Source organism: Rhodococcus jostii RHA1, from assembly GCF_000014565.1.
GTDB classification, from domain to species: Bacteria; Actinomycetota; Actinomycetes; order Mycobacteriales; family Mycobacteriaceae; genus Rhodococcus_F; species Rhodococcus_F jostii_A.
The window spans coordinates 5,567,229-5,581,572 of the sequence record NC_008268.1 but is presented as its reverse complement, the minus strand read 5'-3'; the positions used below and the strand labels follow the sequence as shown (position 1 = coordinate 5,581,572).

General features: G+C 67.2%; 16 protein-coding genes. 4 read left to right on the top strand and 12 right to left on the bottom strand.

Going from position 1 to position 14,344, the window contains the following annotated elements; all coding sequences use genetic code 11:
• Window positions 1–6: 6 nt before the first annotated feature.
• From RHA1_RS25600 to RHA1_RS25565, 8 genes are all read right to left on the bottom strand, one after another.
• Window positions 7–894 carry an AAA family ATPase gene (locus RHA1_RS25600; protein WP_009478267.1) on the bottom strand — a complete coding sequence of 296 codons (888 nt, stop codon included), beginning with the start codon at window positions 892–894 and terminating at the stop codon, window positions 7–9.
• Window positions 891–1,784, bottom strand: coding sequence for an XdhC family protein (locus RHA1_RS25595; protein WP_009478266.1), 894 nt, complete (start codon window positions 1,782–1,784; stop codon window positions 891–893). Before RHA1_RS25595 ends, RHA1_RS25600 begins: the two co-directional genes overlap by 4 nt.
• Window positions 1,785–1,813: 29 nt before the next feature.
• Window positions 1,814–4,216, bottom strand: a complete 2,403-nt coding sequence (locus tag RHA1_RS25590; RefSeq protein ID WP_011597435.1) for an aerobic carbon-monoxide dehydrogenase large subunit — start codon at window positions 4,214–4,216, stop codon at window positions 1,814–1,816.
• Window positions 4,213–4,797: a (2Fe-2S)-binding protein gene (locus RHA1_RS25585; protein ID WP_011597434.1), complete on the bottom strand. Its 585-nt coding sequence runs from the start codon at window positions 4,795–4,797 to the stop codon at window positions 4,213–4,215. Before RHA1_RS25585 ends, RHA1_RS25590 begins: the two co-directional genes overlap by 4 nt.
• Before the next feature lie 2 nt (window positions 4,798–4,799).
• Window positions 4,800–5,705 (bottom strand): FAD binding domain-containing protein, encoded by a 906-nt coding sequence (locus tag RHA1_RS25580; protein WP_011597433.1) that lies wholly within the window; start codon window positions 5,703–5,705, stop codon window positions 4,800–4,802.
• Between the two features lie 76 nt (window positions 5,706–5,781).
• On the bottom strand, window positions 5,782–6,924 hold the full coding sequence (locus RHA1_RS25575) for an XdhC family protein (protein ID WP_011597432.1): 1,143 nt from the start codon (window positions 6,922–6,924) through the stop codon (window positions 5,782–5,784).
• A 51-nt stretch (window positions 6,925–6,975) separates the two neighbouring features.
• A complete protein-coding gene (locus tag RHA1_RS25570) occupies window positions 6,976–8,787 on the bottom strand; it encodes a DUF4873 domain-containing protein (protein ID WP_011597431.1) in 1,812 nt (603 codons plus the stop codon).
• Window positions 8,784–9,710, bottom strand: a complete 927-nt coding sequence (locus RHA1_RS25565; RefSeq protein ID WP_011597430.1) for an AurF N-oxygenase family protein — start codon at window positions 9,708–9,710, stop codon at window positions 8,784–8,786. Before RHA1_RS25565 ends, RHA1_RS25570 begins: the two co-directional genes overlap by 4 nt.
• A gap of 125 nt (window positions 9,711–9,835) precedes the next feature.
• Between RHA1_RS25565 and RHA1_RS25560 the strand changes: the two genes are divergently transcribed.
• The 4 genes from RHA1_RS25560 to RHA1_RS25545 are packed head-to-tail and all read left to right on the top strand — an operon-like array spanning window position 9,836 to window position 11,756.
• The gene (locus tag RHA1_RS25560) at window positions 9,836–10,453 is read left to right on the top strand and encodes a TetR/AcrR family transcriptional regulator (protein ID WP_009478259.1); all 618 of its coding nucleotides are present in this window, start codon (window positions 9,836–9,838) and stop codon (window positions 10,451–10,453) included.
• 33 nt (window positions 10,454–10,486) lie between these two features.
• Window positions 10,487–10,804 (top strand): ArsR/SmtB family transcription factor, encoded by a 318-nt coding sequence (locus RHA1_RS25555; RefSeq protein WP_011597428.1) that lies wholly within the window; start codon window positions 10,487–10,489, stop codon window positions 10,802–10,804.
• Window positions 10,801–11,364 (top strand): SRPBCC family protein, encoded by a 564-nt coding sequence (locus RHA1_RS25550; RefSeq protein WP_011597427.1) that lies wholly within the window; start codon window positions 10,801–10,803, stop codon window positions 11,362–11,364. Before RHA1_RS25555 ends, RHA1_RS25550 begins: the two co-directional genes overlap by 4 nt.
• Before the next feature lie 41 nt (window positions 11,365–11,405).
• Window positions 11,406–11,756 (top strand): VOC family protein, encoded by a 351-nt coding sequence (locus RHA1_RS25545; RefSeq protein WP_011597426.1) that lies wholly within the window; start codon window positions 11,406–11,408, stop codon window positions 11,754–11,756.
• A gap of 13 nt (window positions 11,757–11,769) precedes the next feature.
• Here RHA1_RS25545 and RHA1_RS25540 read toward each other — a convergent pair whose 3' ends face one another.
• The 4 genes from RHA1_RS25540 to RHA1_RS51995 all read right to left on the bottom strand — a co-directional run bounded on the left by RHA1_RS25540 (window position 11,770) and on the right by RHA1_RS51995 (window position 13,905).
• Window positions 11,770–12,252 carry a sigma factor-like helix-turn-helix DNA-binding protein gene (locus tag RHA1_RS25540; RefSeq protein WP_011597425.1) on the bottom strand — a complete coding sequence of 161 codons (483 nt, stop codon included), beginning with the start codon at window positions 12,250–12,252 and terminating at the stop codon, window positions 11,770–11,772.
• A gap of 103 nt (window positions 12,253–12,355) precedes the next feature.
• Window positions 12,356–13,321, bottom strand: coding sequence for an RNA-guided endonuclease InsQ/TnpB family protein (locus tag RHA1_RS51320; protein WP_237726944.1), 966 nt, complete (start codon window positions 13,319–13,321; stop codon window positions 12,356–12,358).
• A 15-nt stretch (window positions 13,322–13,336) separates the two neighbouring features.
• Window positions 13,337–13,630, bottom strand: coding sequence for a hypothetical protein (locus RHA1_RS52000; protein ID WP_011597423.1), 294 nt, complete (start codon window positions 13,628–13,630; stop codon window positions 13,337–13,339).
• A gap of 8 nt (window positions 13,631–13,638) precedes the next feature.
• Window positions 13,639–13,905, bottom strand: coding sequence for a helix-turn-helix domain-containing protein (locus tag RHA1_RS51995; protein ID WP_167540953.1), 267 nt, complete (start codon window positions 13,903–13,905; stop codon window positions 13,639–13,641).
• Between the last annotated feature and the right edge of the window lie 439 nt (window positions 13,906–14,344).

Sequence of the window (14,344 nt, the reverse complement as noted above, 5' to 3'; positions counted from 1 at the left end):
TGCCTCTCATCCGGTGGCCAGGCCGTGCGCGTAGTCGGCGAATGCGTCCTGAACTATTGTGCGGTCGTCCGGGGTCTTCGCGAGGGCACTCAGGCTCTGGATCGCGTCGTCGCGCACCAGATCGGCCACTCCCAGCGCCGCGAGTGCGGACACCCAGTCGATCGTCTCGGCGATTCCGGGCGGCTTGTCGAGATCGAGTTCGCGCGCCCTGCCGACGAAGCAGGTGGCGTGCTCGATGAGGGGCGACGCCGCCGCGGGCACCGTGCGGCGCACGATGGCGGCCGCCCGTGCCGGCTCCGGATAGTCGATCCAGTGGTAGAGGCATCGTCTGCGGAGCGCGTCGTGGAGATCGCGACTCCGGTTGGACGTCAGCACGACGACGGGGTGCTGTTCGGCCGTGAACGTTCCCAGTTCCGGAACGGTGACCGATGCCTCCCCCAGGAATTCGAGGAGGAGTGCCTCGAACTCGTCGTCGGCTCGGTCTATTTCGTCGATCAGCAGTACGGGCGGGGTCGGTCCCCGATATCTCACGCAATGGAGGATCGGACGTTCCAGCAGGAACTCCTCGGTGAACAGGTCGTCCTCGGTGAGGCCGTCGCCCCGCGATTCGGCCAGCCGGATGGTGAGCAACTGCCGCTGGTAGTTCCAGTCGTAGAGGGCTTCGTTCGCGGTGAGGCCTTCGTAGCACTGCAACCGGATCAGCGGGGCGCCGAGGACGGTCGCGAGAGCCTTCGCCGCGGTGGTCTTGCCGACTCCGGGTTCGCCTTCGAGCAGGAGCGGCCGGCGCAGAGCAGCCGCGAGATACAGGGCCGACGCGGTTCCGAAGTCCAGGAGGTAGTCCTCGGCGTCGAAGCGCCGGACCACGTCCGCCACGTCCTCGAATGCCGCCGTCATACCGCTCCCGTCTCCTGCGCGAACGATGCCCGGCAACCCGGCCCGCAGAACCAGAAGTCGTCGCCGCCGCGCCGTAGGTGGGCAGTGTCCGGCCCGACGACGACGCGCATCCCGCACACGGGATCGATCACCTCCGTCACCACCACCGACGGAGTCGAATCATCCTCGGGCGCGCGAAGTCCCGCGGTCCGCAGTTCCTGCACCAACTCGGCCGCGATCGACACCGCGATCTCCGCCGCCGTCCGCGCGCCGATGTCGAGACCGACCGGGGTGTGCACGCGCGCCCGCTCGGGCTCGGTCAGCCCCAGGGTGTCGAGGATGGCCCCACCGCGTGTTCGGCTGGCGACGAGCCCGACATATCCGACCCCGGCGTCGAGCGCCGCACGGATGACCTCCGCTTCGGGTCCGCCGTGGCCGGCGAGCACCACCGCCGTCGTGCCGGAGAACTGCCCGATTCCGGCGTCGTCGTGCTCGACGGTGAATCCCAGCAGTTCCGCTATGCCCCCCAACGCCTGCGCGATCGGTGTGGTGCCGAAGATCCGCACCAACGGCGGTGGCAACTGCGGCTCCAGGAAGATCTCCATGGCACCGCCGGACAGGCACGGATTCACCACGACGGACGCGCCCGGAGCCTCGGGGAACTGCACGGCCCCGTCGGGAAGGACCCGCAACAGCACGCTCTCGTTGGTTGCCAGCGCACCCAGGGCGGCCATGCGTACCGAATTCTGCGCACACTGACCGCCGACGAACCCCTCGATCGTCCCGTCCTGCAGGAGGATCGCCTCGTCGCCGGTGTGACTGGACGTGGGCGGCTGCGCCCGCACCACGGTCGCACGGACGAACGGCCTGCGGTCGCGCGTCAGTTGCGCCGCACGCTCTTTCAGATCCATCAAGCCTCCTCGCAGCCGACGGGCGACATTCAGATCGGGGGTGTCGCGCGGCCCTGCATGGCCTCCCACACCCGGGACGGGGTGAGCGGCATGTCGGCGTGCCGGATACCGAACGGGGCGAGCGCATCCACGACCGCGTTCACCACGGCCGGGGGCGATCCGACCGTCGCGGACTCGCCGACGCCCTTCGCGCCGATCGGGTGATGCGGCGACGGGGTCACGGTGAAACCGGTCTCGAGCTTCGGGACCTCGAGTGCGGTGGGGATCAGGTAGTCCATCAGTGATCCGCCGAGGCAGTTGCCGTCCTCGTCGAACTCGATGATCTCCATGAGCGCCATACCGATGCCGTCGACGATGCCGCCGTGGACCTGCCCCTCGATGATCATCGGATTGATGCGCGTGCCGCAGTCGTCGACGGCGAGGAACCGCCGCACCTTCACCACCGCGGTGCCGGGATCGACGTCGACGACGCAGAAGTACGCGCCGTAGGGGTACGTCAGATTCTCGGGGTTGTAACAGATCTGCGCGTCGAGTCCGCCCTCGATTCCCTCCGGCAGATCGCCGGCGCCGTGCGCCCGCATCGCGATGTCCTGGATGGTCACCTTCGCCGAGGGATCGCCCTTCACATGGAATTCGCCCTTTTCCCATTCCAGATCCGCGACCGAGGCCTCGAGCATGCCCGAGGCGATGATCTTCGCTTTGTCCCGGACCTTGCGGGCCACGAGCGCCGCAGCCGCCCCCGACACCGGTGTCGACCGGCTGCCGTACGTGCCGAGCCCGAACGGCGTGTTGTCGGTGTCGCCGTGCACGACGTCGATGTCGTCCGGTGGGATCCCCAGTTCCTCCGCCACGATCTGCGCGAACGTCGTCTCGTGACCCTGCCCCTGGGTCTGCACCGACAACCGCACGACGGCCTTGCCCGTCGGGTGGACGCGCAGTTCGCAGCCGTCGGCCATGCCGAGGCCCAGGATGTCCATGTCCTTCCGGGGTCCGGCACCGACGGCTTCGGTGAAGAACGACATGCCGATTCCCATCAGCTCGCCGCGTTCGCGGCGTTCCTTCTGCTCCTCGCGCAACTGCTGGTAGCCGATCATGTCCATGGCCTTGCGCATGGTGGTCTCGTAGTCGCCCGAGTCGTACACCCACCCGGTCTTGCTGGTGTACGGGAACTGTTCCGGCCTCAGCAGATTCTTCAGCCGCAGTTCCGCCGGATCCATCTTCAGGTCGAACGCCAGGCAGTCGACGAGCCGCTCGACCAGATACACGGCCTCGGTGATGCGGAACGAGCAGGCGTACGCCACCCCGCCGGGCGCCTTGTTCGTGTAGACCGCCGTCATCGCGCAGTGCGCGGCCTCGATGTCGTAGCTGCCGGTGAAGACGCCGAAGAAACCGGCCGGATACTTCACCGGGGCCGCAGTGCCGTTGAACGCACCGTGGTCGGCCAGCACCTTCGTGCGGATCGCGAGCATCTTGCCCTCTGCGGTGGCCGCGATCTCGCCGACCATGATGTAGTCGCGGGCGAAGCCCGTGCTCATCAGGTTCTCGCTGCGATCCTCCATCCATTTCACCGGTTTGCCCGTCACGAGCGACGCCACGATGGCACACACGTATCCCGGGTAGATCGGGACCTTGTTGCCGAATCCCCCGCCGATGTCCGGGGACACCACCCGGATCTTGTGCTCCGGGATCCCCGAGACCAGGGCGTAGACCGTCCGGTGCGCGTGCGGTGCCTGGGACGTGGTGTACAGGGTGAGCTTGCCGGACACCTTGTCGACGTCGGCGATCGCACCGCACGTCTCCATCGGCGCCGGATGCACCCTGGGGTAGACGATCTCCTGCTTCACCACCACGTCCGCCTTCGCGAACACGGCCTCGGTCGCGGCGGCATCGCCTGTCTCCCAGTCGAAGCAGTGATTGTCCGTCTTGCCCTCGAGGTCGTCGCGGATCACCGGCGCATCGGGCGAGAGCGCGGCGCGCGCGTCGACCACGGGATCGAGCATGTCGTATTCGACGTCGATCAGTTCCAGCGCGTCCCGGGCCGAATAACGGTCCTCCGCGATGACGAACGCCACCTCCTGGCCCTGGAAACGCACCTTGTCGGTGGCCAGCACGGCCTGCACGTCGTTGGACAGCGTCGGCATCCAGGCGAGGTTCTTCGCGGCGAGGTCGGCGCCCGTCACCACTGCCGTCACCTTCGGGTGTTCCTGTGCCGCAGTGGTATCGATGTTCACGATCCGCGCGTGCGCGACCGGCGACCGCAGGATCGCCAGGTGCAGCATGCCGGGGAGGGTGATGTCGTCGACGTAATTTCCGAGCCCCCGGATGAAGCGGGGATCCTCCTTGCGCAGCATGCGACCGTGGCCGCAGGGCTTCTTGTCGTTGTCGACGATATCCGCGCCGCCAGACGGAGGGCGGGATTCGACGGTGGTCATGATGCACTTCCAGTCGTCGCGTGTTCCTCGACTGTCATCGGTGCGCCCTCGGCGCCCCGCGTCTTGTCCTCCTGCACGTCCGCGTCGAAGTCGCCTGCCGGTTCCGGCTCGGCGGCCTCGCCCGCCCGATGGTCGGCCGCCCACTGGATCGAGCGCACGATCGTGGTGTACCCGGTGCAGCGGCAGATCTGCCCGGAGATCGCCTCCCGGATGGTGGCCTCGTCGGGGCTCTCCTCCCGGTCGAGCAGTGCCCGCGCCGTCATCATCATGCCGGGGGTGCAGAACCCGCACTGCAGTCCGTGGCACTGCATGAAGCCCTGCTGGACGGGATCGAGTTCGCCGTCGTGTTCGAGGCCCTCGACCGTGCGGACGTCGTGCCCGCCCGCCATCGCGGCGAGCATCGTGCACGACTTCACCGGATCGCCGTCGACGGTGACGACGCACGTGCCGCAGTTGCTGGTGTCGCAGCCCCAGTGGGTCCCGGTCAGGCCGAGCTGGTCGCGGAGGAAATGGACCAGCAGCATGCGCGGTTCCACCTCGGCGCTCACTGCTTCACCGTTGACGGTCATGTTCACCTGCATGGCTATGCCTCTTTTCCGGTCGGCTCGTGCTCCACGTCGCTACGGAGCACCCGGTCGACCGCTGTACGGAGTGTGCGGATCGTGAGTTCGGATGCGAGATGGCGTTTGTAGTCGACGGTGCCGCGGGCGTCGGCGACAGGTTCGCAGGCCTGCGCGGCCATCCGCCCGGCCTGGGCGAACGCCTCCTCGGACGGGGGACGCCCGGTCAGGTAGTCGGCGACGTCCGAAAGTCCGGACGGATCCGGGTTGACTGCCGTGAGGCCGACCGCGGCCCGGGCGATCTCGCCGCCCTCCACCGTGACGGCCGCTCCGGCCGCGGTGACCGCCCAATCCCCGGTCCGCCGTTCGACCTTGGCGTACGCGCTGGAGCTGTGGCCGTGGACGGGTATCACTATCTCGATGAGCATCTCGTTGTGTGCGAGCGCCGTCTCGTACGGCCCGACGAGGAACTCGGACATGGGGATCTCGCGGCGTCCACCGGGCCCGCGCACCACGCAGGTGGCGTCGAGAACAGAGCAGACAGTGGTGAGGTCCTCGGCCGGATCCGCCTGGCACAGCGATCCGCCGATGGTCCCGCGGTTGCGGACCACCGGGTCGGCGATCACCTTCTCCGCGTCGCGGAAGAGGGGGAACGCCACCGCGAGCTCGTCCGATTCGAGCAGCCGGCGGTGCCGTGTCATCGCACCGATCCGCAGCCTCGACCGCTCGGTCGTGATGTAGCCGAGTTCGCCCTCGAGATCGTTGATGTCGATGAGGTACTCGGGATTGGCGAGGCGAAGTTTCATCATGGGGAGCAGGCTGTGGCCGCCTGCGACGAGGCGGGCTTCGTCGCCCAGCCGGTCGAGCAGGGCGATGGCGTCCTCGACGCCCGTTGCACGCTCGTATTCGAAGGATCCTGGTACTTGCATTGTGACCTACCTCACAAACGTGGATCCTTTCAGCCTGCGCAAGAACCGGTGGTCCGTCAACCCCGGGTGAACCGCCCTAGTCGACGAAGGAATCGACGGGTTCCTCGTGGTGAATCCGGCCGCTCGACTCCGCCAGCGGGCGCCCCGTGCCACCCCACCGACGGGCGATGATCTCGGCGGCGATGGACACCGCAGTCTCCTCGGGTGTCCGGGCGCCGATGTCCAGGCCGATAGGGCTCGACAGCCGGTCGAGTTCGGTGTCGGTCAGACCGGCCTCACGTAGGCGTTCACGCCGGTCCAGGTCCGTTCTGCGTGAGCCCATGGCGCCGATGAACGCGACGTCCGGGAGGCGCAGCGCCGTCTCGAGGAGAGGGACGTCGAACTTGGGGTCGTGGGTGAGTACGCAAATCACAGTCCGGCCGTCGATGGCCTGGGACTCGGCCTGCGCAGCGAGATACCGGTGCGGCCAGTCCACCACCACCTCGTCGGCCGTCGGGAACCGCGCGTGGGTCGCGAACACCGGACGGGCGTCGCAGACCGTCACCCGATATCCCATGAAGGCGCCCTGCCGGGCCACCGCGGCGGCGAAGTCGATGGCCCCGAACACGAGCATGCGCGGCCTCGGCGCGTAACTGGCGACGAACACCTCCATGCCCTCGCCGCGACGCTGGCCGTCGGTGCCGTACGTCAGGACGGTGCTGCCGCCCGCCGCGAGGAGGCCCCGGGCGTCGTCGGTGACCGCGGAATCGGCCCGGTCCGAGCCGAGCGAACCGCTCACGCTCTCGGGCCGGACGACCAGCCGGCGCCCCACCCGAGCCGCATCGGGATGCGCCACGACGGTCGCGACCGCGACCGGCAGGTGATTGTCGATGTCCCGGGTGATCTCGCCGAGCTCCGGAAAATTGTCCCGCGACACGGGCTCGACGAAGATGTCGATGATTCCACCGCAGGTGAGACCCACCTCGAACGCGTTCTCGTCGCTGATCCCGTACCGCTGCAGCACTGGCGTGCCGGATGCCGTGACCTCGGATGCGAGTTCGTAGACCGCCCCCTCGACGCACCCGCCGGACACCGAACCGGACGCGCTGCCGTCGGGCGCCACGACCATCGACGCCCCCGGCGGTCGCGGCGCGGAGCGGAACGTGCGGACCACCGTCCCGACACCCGCCGTTCCGCCCGCGGTCCACACCGCCATCAGGTCCGCCAGCACGTCGCGCATCAGCACCCTTCCCGCTCGAGTCCGACGTGTGATACACGCTCAGCAACAAGCTTATTCCGCCGAGGCGAGTTTGGCCCGGGAGATCGGAACCTCGACTTCGACCGGCGCCAGCGGGAACGGGGGCGTGCCCACCCCGGCGATCCGGAAGTGGCCCCACGGGTCGCGCTCGGCGAGCGCCGCGGGCACTTCCGGACCGTCCCCGATGGTGAGGAACAACGGGGTGCGGTTGCGCCCTTTCGCCGCGTCGACGCCGTCGCCGACGACGCGGCCGTACCAGTGGTAGAGGCCGTCCAGCGGTTCGATGTGGCCGTTCAGGAAGACCTCGACGGCCACGGTCAGGTCGCCGGACGTGAGCACGCCGGGCCCGCGGTACTCCGTGTCGTCCTCGCGCTCGGCGAGCGAACTCAGCTCGAAGTGCCGGTCGTCCGGGGTGCGCATGCGCCGCCAGTAGGATGCGCTCGACCCGGGCCACGCCGCCCGATTGTGGCCGGTGGAATCGAGGTACCAGCTGTCGCAACCACCCGAATTCCACACCGAGCCCGCGAGTTTGCGGTGGACCACCCGGTTGAATTCGCGCTGCGCGCCCGCGCGCACCTCGATCCGGGTCGCGTCGCGCTTCTTCATCAGCGCCAGGCATCGGGTGATGTAGTGCGCCTGGGCCTCGATGACGAAGACGATCGACTGGTTGCCGCCACCGGAATTCGGACCCATCATGAGGAAGAAGTTCGGGAACCCCGCGACCGCGACACCGAGGTACGCCTCCATGCCGTCGCGCCAGGCCCGCTGGATCGTCAGGCCGCGGCGGCCCACGATGTGCTCGTTCTCGAATCGGTCGCCGGCCGCGAATCCCGTGCCGTAGACGATGACGTCCGCCTCGTGCATCGTTCCGTCGTCAGTCCGGATCCCGCGTTCGGTGACCTCCGAGATGCCCGACGTGACCAGATCGACGTTGCCGCGTTGCAGGGCCGGGTAGAAATTGCTGGACACCAGAATCCGCTTGCAGCCGATGATGTAGTCGGGGGTCAGCGTGGCACGCAATTCGGGATCACGCACCTGCCTGCGCAGCAGACCCCGGGCGGCCGACTCCAGCACCGTCATCAGTCGTGGGTGCAGGAAACCGGCGATCAGCGATTCGTGGCTCCAGTAGATCGCACCGCGGTAAGCCTTCTGGACTCCGGGAACAGCCTTGAACACCGCCTTCTCACCGGCGGTGATCGGACGGTCCAGCTTCGGCAGTATCCAGTGCGGCGTCCGCTGGAAGACGTCGACGTGCGCGGCCGTCTTCGCGACCTCCGGAACGAACTGCACGGCACTCGCTCCCGTGCCGACGACCGCCACCCGCTTACCGGTCAAATCGACCGAGTGATCCCACTCGGCGGAATGGAATGCCACACCCGAGAACGACTTCCGGCCGGGAAGATCCGGAACGCTGGGTTTGTGCAGCGGTCCCGGACCGGCGACCACGATGCGGGGGTGATAGACCGAACCCGACCGGGTCTCCACCCGCCACCGGTCGGTGGTCTCGTCGAACTCGTAGGAGATCACCTCGGCGCCGAACCGGATGTGTGGAGCCAGATCGTAGTCGCGGACCACCCGTTCGATGTAGTCGAGAATCTCGGGCTGCCGCGCGTACATCCGGGTCCATTTCCGGTTGGGCGCGAAGGAGAACGAATACATCAGCGACATCACGTCGCAACCACATCCGGGATACGTGTTCTCCCGCCACGTTCCGCCCACCCGGTCGGCCTTCTCGAGAACGACGACGTTCTCCTCGCCCGCCTCCTTCAGCTTGATCGCCATGCACAGTCCGGCGAATCCGGTGCCGACGACGAGGACGTCCGGTTCGGTGGTCCCGGTTGTCACAGGAATCCCCCGCGCCGCCACAGCGCGCGGGACGTCGGTCGCATCAGGCCGTTCTCCTCGAGAAACGCGGCCAGCGACTCGAACCCGCGTCGTTGATTCTCGCGAAAGTGAGGATTTGTCAACGCCTGTCGACGTGCCTCCTTCGGATCCAGCCCGGCCCGCTCGTACATGGCCGGGTTGGTGAACAGCCGCTGGAACAGCGGGCCGCCGATCCCCTGCACCGTTGCGACCCACAGCCGGTCGATCCGGTGGCCTTCCGCGACGCGGCGACGCACCCCCTCGCGCGCGAATCGGATGTGCCGGGACTCCTCGGTGACGTGGATCCGCATCAGCCGGGAAATCATCGGCTGCAATTGCGGGTCCTCGAGGACGCGCCGCTGCGTGGCGTCGAAGATCTCCTCGCCGATCAGCGCGGCCACCCAGAGCATGGTTCCGCGAAATGTCTTGGGCAGCACGTTGACCACGACTGCCTGATACCACCGGAGCTGGAAGGGCTTGGCGCCCATCCGCTCGATGGCGCGCCCGAACATCGTCATGTGCCTGCACTCGTCGCCCATCTCGGTGAGCATGTACCGGGTGTGCAGCGAGCTCGGATCGTTGTGCAGCAGCGCGCGCAGGAGCGCCTGGTTGAGGATGTTCTCGAACCAGATTCCGACGCTGAGGATGTTCGCCGATTCCTGCCGGGACAACTCGATGCGCTGTGCCTCGCTCATCCGGTCCCACATCTCGGTTCCCCACAGGGACAGGACCTGCGGCGGCAGGAAGTACTTGCCGTCCTCGAGGGGCGCGTCCCAGTCGATATCGACCACGGGGGCGTACGAACGCTTGACGGAGCCTGCGAGGAGCCGCCCGGCGACTTCCTCCCGATCGATCGTGTGTGAACGCTGAGACATCGCTGATCCCTTCGTCGAGCGCGATTCCATCTCGTTGCCGTTTATAGGTAAAACGTAAACCCGGGTGTGACGCAGGTCAATGGTTATCTGTGACTCGAGTTCACATTTGTGGCTTCTGTTTGCGCCCACCCAACCCGAACAGCACAATCAGGGCCGTGAGGACGCAGCCGACGACACCGACACCCGGCGAACTCCGGGAACGGATCCTCGACGCGGCCGAGGAATGCCTGATCGAACTCGGTTACAGCACCCGGCTTCACGCGGTCATCGCCGAGCGAGCGGGACTGTCCCGGCCCACGCTCTACAAACACGTCGGCGATCAGTCCGCCATTCTCGAGGCCCTCTTCCAGCGGGAGATCTCACGGTTCTTCGTCGTGCTCGACCCGGTGCTGCGGGGACGGCAGAGCCAACTCCAGGTGCGATTCGTCGACGCCGTCGTGTTCGCCGTCCAGTACGCACGCGGACACCGGTTGCTGCAGAAGGGTTTGCGCGACGACCCCGCCGTGGTGCTCCCCTGGTTCACGGTCGAGGCGAAGCCGATGATCGAACTCGGGGCGCAACTGCTCACTCCCCACTTCGAGCGCCTGTTCTCTCCCGACCAACTGTCGGGCGTGAGCCCCACCGCCATCTCCGAGTGGGCGTTCCGCATCATCGGCTCGCTCATCATCACGGAGGGGATCGTGGACACGTCCGACGAGCGGGCTCTGCGCGAGTTCGTCCGGTCCCTGCTGACGATCGCGTTCATGCCACAACCGGACGTTCATATTCCTTGACGCGTATATACGCGTAGGCGCATACTCGGGGTCATGGCACCGGACGTGTTCACCGTGGTCGCCGAACCACAGCGCCGCAGGATCCTCGAACGGCTGCGGGCCGGTCACGCCAGCGTCGGCGAACTCGTCGACCAACTCGCCCTGCCCCAGCCGACCGTGTCCAAACACCTGCGGGTGCTGCGACAGGCCGGATTCGTCACCTGCCGCACCGCGGCCCAGCAGCGCATCTACAGCCTGCACCGCGAACCGTTCGACGAGTTCGACGCGTGGCTGCAGCCCTACCGCCGGCTGTGGGCGAATCACCTCGATGCGCTCGGGCGGCACCTCGAATCGAAGGAGACCCCGTCATGACCGAATCAGACGCACGACGCGACTACCGCCCCGGCCCACTGCGGCACGTCGAGGCACGACCCGACGGCACCCGATGGGCTCTGACCTTCGTTCGCGACTTCACCCACTCGCCGGCGGCGCTGTGGACCGCGCTCACGGATCCCGGCGAACTTCCGCAGTGGGCGCCGTACACCGCGGACCGGAACCTCGGAACGGTCGGTCCCGCAACCCTGATCATGGTCGACGGGCAGGACCGCACCGAACTCGACGGCACCGTGACCCGGGCCGAATCACCTCACGTCCTCGAACACGCGTGGGGCGAGGACGTCCTGCTCTGGACGATCGAGGAAACCGATGCGGGCACCCGACTGACCTTGCGCCACACGGTCGACGACCAGCGAACCGCGGCGATGACGGCCGCCGGGTGGCACATGTGCCTGGACGTCGCCGACAGCCTGCTCGAACGCAATCCGATCGGACCGATTGTCGGCGCCGAGGCGATGAACTACGGCTGGCGCGAACTCAACGAGCAGTACTCCGAACGCCTCGGCGTCGAACCGATCGATCCGACGCTGCGGTGAAATCGGTGACGGGCGTCCGCCGCTCCCCGTACCGTTGACGCATGGGACTGCAATGGGAAGCCGTGGTGGTCAACGCTCTCGATCCGACAGCCCTGGGAGGCTGGTGGGCCGAGGCCCTTGGCTGGGGCTCCGTGACCGACTCCGACGGCGACGTCCACATCCGGCCCCTGGCCGACAGTCACCCGGAGATCCTGTTCGTGGCGGTTCCGGACCGGAAGCAGATACCGAACCGGCTGCATCTCGACTTCCGGCCCGACGATCAGCAGGCCGAGGTCGCGCGGCTTCTCGGGCTCGGCGCCCGGCACGCGGATGTCGGTCAGGGCGAGCAGAGTTGGGTGGTGCTCGCCGATCCCGAGGGCAACGAGTTCTGCGTCCTGTCCGGCAGGCGCTGACGCCGACCGCTGATCACGCCACCCTGGCCCGCAGGGTCCGCAGCGCCTCGTGCTGCACGACGAGGACCCGGCCCACCGGGAGCCCGAGCACGCCCGCGGTGTCGTGCACGGACAGCCCGTCTATGACCCGCAACAGGACGATCTCCCGGGCGGTGACGTCGAGATGGTGCAGCAGCCCGGCCACTTCCGCCGGAATGTCCGAACTTCCGGCCGTGCCGCCGTGCACATCCGAAACGGTCTGGCTCACGACGCGATACACCTCGCGGACCGGATGATCACTGCGCGCGAGAGCCGGTAGTTCCCGCGCCACCGCGAGTAACGCTTCGTGCGCCACCTCGTCCGCCGGCCGCGTGACCTGCATGGAATCCCCCACGCGGGTGCGGCAATAGCGCACCACCTGCGGCCACAACGTCGTCATCACCCGCTCGACGGCCTTGCGATCCCCCGCCGCGGCAGCCGTCGCTGCCGAATGTAATTCCTCGTCAAGCACACTCATGTGACCCTCGATCCCCCGACCTCGCCGTCTCCGGTCACCCGTCACGGCGCTTCCGTACTCATCTTCCGGCACACCAGGGGTCAACACATCCGGGAGGTTCCGTTCATGCTGAGTGTTGTTTAGTGCATTCTGCATGAGTGTCCGGGTTACCCCGGTCACGTTCACCACTCAGTGGTGTTCCCGCAGCAATACCGTCAGCCCACCGAGCGGCGGGTCTTATGGTTGGTTTCTGTCGGGCGTCTTTTACGTCTCGTCCGCAACTCGCCGAAGACGCACCACCGTCAACCGCTGCGAGGGCAGCGAGGTTGAGAGCAGCATTGTGATCACGATCAGCGCGGAATCCGCACGCATCGCAGGTGAACACCCGAACCTTCAGGGGTAGTTTGGCTTTCACTACCTGACAGTTCGACCAGGTCTTACTCGACGGATACCAACGGTCCGCCACCTGCAGACCGGTGCCAGCCCACTCGCACTTATAGGTCAGTTGTCGCCGGATCTCGGCGAACGCCGCATCCTGCAGAGCCCGGTTCAACCCCCGCTTGTAGGCGCCACCGGAACGGGTCATTCCCGCGACGTTGAGGTCTTCGACGACGACGGTATCGAAGTCCCGCACCGGTCGGGTGGTGAGTTTGTGCAGGTGATCGCGGCGACTGTTCGCGATGCGGATGCGCACCGCCCGGATCTGTTCCTGGGTGCGCAGCCAGCGCCGGGAGGGTTGTTGACCGGTGCGACGATCCGGGCCGACACGGCGGGACGCACGGCGCCCGAGGCTACGAAGTTGTTTCGCATGCTTGCGTGCGTGCGTCGGATTCTCGATCATCTCCCCGTTCGAGAGGACTGCGAGGTGTTTGACCCCCGCATCGACTCCGACCACCACACCGCAATCGCCGACCGCGGCGGAGGTACCGGTGGTGGCGGGTGGCAGTGCCCGCGCGGGGAGAGCGATTTCGACCGAGAACGACACCTGCCACCGGCCCCGACGAAACGAGAGGGTCGCCGACCGAATCCGCGCCGTCCCGGCGATCGTCTTTCGTGCCAATTTGCGGGTCGATTCGGCAGACCGGACCACGCCGATCCGTGGTAGTTAGATGTGGCGTCGATCCCCGCTGTCGGTGACCAACCCGAAACTGCCGGTGGTGAACCGGCACGACAGCACCGCCCGTTTGCCCTTGAAGCGGGGGAATCCCATCGGACCTCTGCGTTTTCCGGATCGGGCGTCGGACCAGTTCGATAGGGCGGCCGCGCAGTTCGCGAGTCCGGAACTGTAGGCCTCTTTCGAGTTCTCCGGCCACCACACCTGCCCGGTGTCGGTGTTGACGGCGACGTCGTCTTTCACGGTGTTCCAGTGTTTGCGCAGGCCGTACGCCGACCAGGACACCGGCGGCGTCAACTCGCGTCAGGGATCTCGTAAGACCGTTCCGCAGTCCGTTGGTCGAGGTTCGCCTTGACCTGCGACAGTGCCCAGTTGTAGGCGAAGCGCTGCGCCCCACAGTGCGACCGCAACACCGACGCCTGCTCCGGGGTCGGCTCGAGGACAAAAACGTAGGCACGGATCACCGTCCGAGAAGAGTCCGCAGCCTGGTCGAGCGCCGCGCCCGGAGCCGGTGCCGTGACGTGGTCACCGGGATCGGCGAGCACAGCTGTGGGCGTCACGACAGATCCGCCGCAGCGGTCACCGCAGCTGCGGCACTCCGGCGTGAACCACGCCGCCCGCATCGGCGGGCACACAGCGAGGCCTTCACCTCGGTCATATCGCGCACCAGATCATCACCACCCGTCGTCGGTCAACACAAGCACGGTACGACAGGGCACCGACAACACAGCCTCGATGAGGCCGAACCCGAACCTGGCGAGTGGGTCCCGATGCCGACGACACACTCGGATCAGCCACTTGCCTGCGAAATGTAGTGGTCGGAACCGATCTCGGTGACCGTCCTCGACACACCCAGACCTCGCGTTCCATATTCGGTCACCACACCCCCGCCTGGCGTTCCAGATCGGCCTACTGACAGGACGACACCCGGCAACACGCACCACCGCACCCACCGCCGGGTTCCGACCGCCGGAACCCCCACCACAATCGTCTCCGAGA